Annotated in this window: 2 protein-coding genes; both read left to right on the top strand. The window is 51.1% G+C overall.

Annotated features, from left to right (window positions below):
• Nucleotides 1–87: 87 nt before the first annotated feature.
• The gene (locus E3J62_08645) at nucleotides 88–1,533 is read left to right on the top strand and encodes a DUF3426 domain-containing protein (GenBank protein TET45069.1); all 1,446 of its coding nucleotides are present in this window, start codon (nucleotides 88–90) and stop codon (nucleotides 1,531–1,533) included.
• Nucleotides 1,534–1,631: 98 nt separating this feature from the next.
• Nucleotides 1,632–2,765: a reductive dehalogenase gene (locus E3J62_08640; protein TET45068.1), complete on the top strand. Its 1,134-nt coding sequence runs from the start codon at nucleotides 1,632–1,634 to the stop codon at nucleotides 2,763–2,765.
• Nucleotides 2,766–2,767 lie beyond the last annotated feature (2 nt).

Genomic DNA, 2,767 nt, shown 5'->3' with positions numbered 1-2,767 from the left:
TTGTGGGTGTTGGGTCTGTTTGTGAATTCTTGACCGGGGCGCGCTGAGGGAGTATAATCTAGGGAGTCCGGACACAGGAGAGTGGTGATGAAGCTGAAGGTAAGACGAGGCGAACGAATACTGGGCGAGCTTGATCTCCGAGGCTTGGCGGTCGCTCTGAAGAACGGTCAGGTTTCTGCCTACGACGAGATATTCTATGCTCAAGAGAACAAATGGATAAGCATCGAAACAATCAGAGATGTGAAAGAGCACCTGAATACGAATTTTGACTGGAAGTTGAAGGTGGCGGGTGTGGAAATGGGGCCGATGACCAAACGCGAGGTGATGTCCAGGATTGAACGAGAGCAGCTTAAAGAGGATGATCTGGCCTATCATCCGAAAATGGGTGAGTGGCTGATTGTTGGCGAGGTAAGGGAGTTCGCGTTTGCTATGGAGCAGGCCAGAAAGCGTAAGGGTAAGGGTCGCCGCAAGAAGAGTGCCTCGGAAATGGTGAAGGTATGCGAAAAATGTGGGACCCAGAACCTAATGAAGAATCTTGTTTGCATGAAGTGTGGTGCGAGATTCTCCAAGGAGAGCGCGAAGGAGAAAGTGACTCCTGCTTTGCAGAGAGCAAAGACGGGAGCAATCGCCGGCGCAATAGGTGGGTTCGGATGTTCCATTCCAGTGATGATGTTGACCCTTTTCGGTCTGAGTGTCGTTTCAATCTTCCTTCCCATAGGAGGTGCGCGGGCGGCAGGTGTTCTCTTTATCAGATTCCTTAGCTTCGTTCTTGCAGGTTCGGCTGTGGGTGCTGCCGTGGGGTATCTGGGGGCCTTCAACTTCGGAAGGGGAGCCGGCATCGGAGTTATTGTTGGGTCCTTTATTGGTCTCTTATTCGCAATAGCGTCTGGAGCCGGGTACATGCGATCAACGTTGGAATGGGGATTCGACTGCATGATTATGGCTCTTGTTATCGTGTATGTCGGTAGACAGTTCTTCGACGCCCACCTTATGGTCGTGCCGGAGAAGCTCATCCCCAAGGAAGAATCCGCGAGAAACAGAATCGTCAATATCGTCGTGGGGGTGGTTGTTGGTCTGCTGATTGCAGTGTTCATGGTGAGGGGACAAATCTCCAGCAATCGTCCCTCTGCCAGAAGGGCAAGGGCAGTGCAGTCGATACGTGTTGAGTTGACCAACGGCTACTACGATACTGCTGAAGACGCATCATACCAGGTCTTTGTTGTGGAAGGGATTCTTACCAATGTCTCAAGGCGGCTAAAGTACATGATAGCACTTGAGGGGTATTTGATGGATGCTGAAGGTGACACAATTGCCAAAGAATATCGAACTTTTTCGAGAAAAGAACTCAAGTCTGAAGACATATTGAGTGGAGACCTCTATAGGGTTAGTGAAGAGTGGGCTCAGGCCGGCACACTGAAGCCCCGCGAGACGGTCGATCTTAAGATGAGATTCACTCTATTTGGCGATGTGGCAGAGGTGGGAGAATATGATGTAGTGGTAACAAGCGTGCTCGACTACAGGGGAAAGCATTAGCCCTGGGGTACTGCCCACACCTCCATTTTCTCCTCAATCCACGACTGACAATGTTAGAGCCTTTGCCTGACAATTGAAGACCTTAGAAGAGATTTCCTGTGGATATGAGACCTCCGATTTCTCCGCAATCCCCTACCTATGAAGTTGTTGGTCCACTTGAGCGTGTGGATGAACGCGACACAGTATTTGCGAGAGCCTCTCTCATATCTGGCACTCCACAGGAGAGAGAATACCACACCAAACACCCCGAGCTGGGACAAATCGACCAGAGAATGGCCAAGTTCTATCATAGGAATACAGGCCCATATTTTGAATCTGTGTTTGGACCCGTCGACGCTCTTGCCCTTCCGGATGTTGTGGACGGCCCGGTCTCGGAAACGAAACTGCTAAGGCCTCCTGACCAGTTCACGTCTCTCACTAAGAGGACAGCCAGGACTCTGGGAGCTGATCTGGTGGGAGTTGGTCTCTTGAATCAGGCTTGGGTCTACTCTCATAAGGGCAGGCATCCGTATTTTGAAAACTATAAAGAGGGTCGGCCCGTTTTTGCAGGAGTGGCTTCAGACTATACTGGCTTGGTGTGGGGAGACCCTTTGAGCATCAAACATAGATTCGTGATAGTAATGGCTTTCACCCAGAACCGCAGGTTGCTCCGGGATGGAGCCTCTGGTCTTGTCGACTTTGAGATTGGCAGGGTGTACGCGAAAAGTGCACTGGCCTCTGTGCAACTAGCCCGTTTCATAAGAGAACTTGGCTACCCGGCCCGTGCTCACCATTTGAGAAACTATGGGATTATGGTGGTGCCTGCTGCAGTAGACTGCGGACTCGGTGAGCTGGGAAGGTGTGGATTCCTCATCACAAAGAAGTTCGGTGCCAACACGAGAATCGCCTGCGTGACGACCGATCTTCCTCTTTTTCCAGATGAGCCAGCAAACCTGGGTATTCAAGACTTCTGCAGCAAGTGTTTGAAATGCGCAAAGGCCTGCCCTGCGGGTGCGATTACAAAAGGAGACAAAGTTGCGGTAAGGGGGGTCAGTAAATGGGAGTTGTCCAGGGAAAAATGTTTTCTTTACTGGGGGACGAAGAGCCACTCCTGTGCGATATGTCAAACAGTTTGTCCCTGGAGCAAACCGGATACATTCCTTCATACTGCAGTCGCCACCATCGCAGTAAAGATCCCGCCTTCCCGCAGACTTCTAGTATGGGCCGACGAACTGCTGTTCCCGCCTAAATAGCT

It is taken from the genome of candidate division TA06 bacterium, assembly GCA_004376575.1.
GTDB lineage: Bacteria > Hydrothermota > DG-26 > E44-bin18 > E44-bin18 > E44-bin18.
The sequence above is the reverse complement of the archived record's forward strand: the minus strand, read 5'-3'. Positions and strand labels throughout refer to the sequence as shown.

What these genes read in the sequence shown, in the direction of transcription:
- E3J62_08645 (TET45069.1), top strand. Translation starts at nt 88, where the DNA reads ATGAAGCTGAAGGTAAGACGAGGCGAACGAATACTGGGCGAGCTTGAT.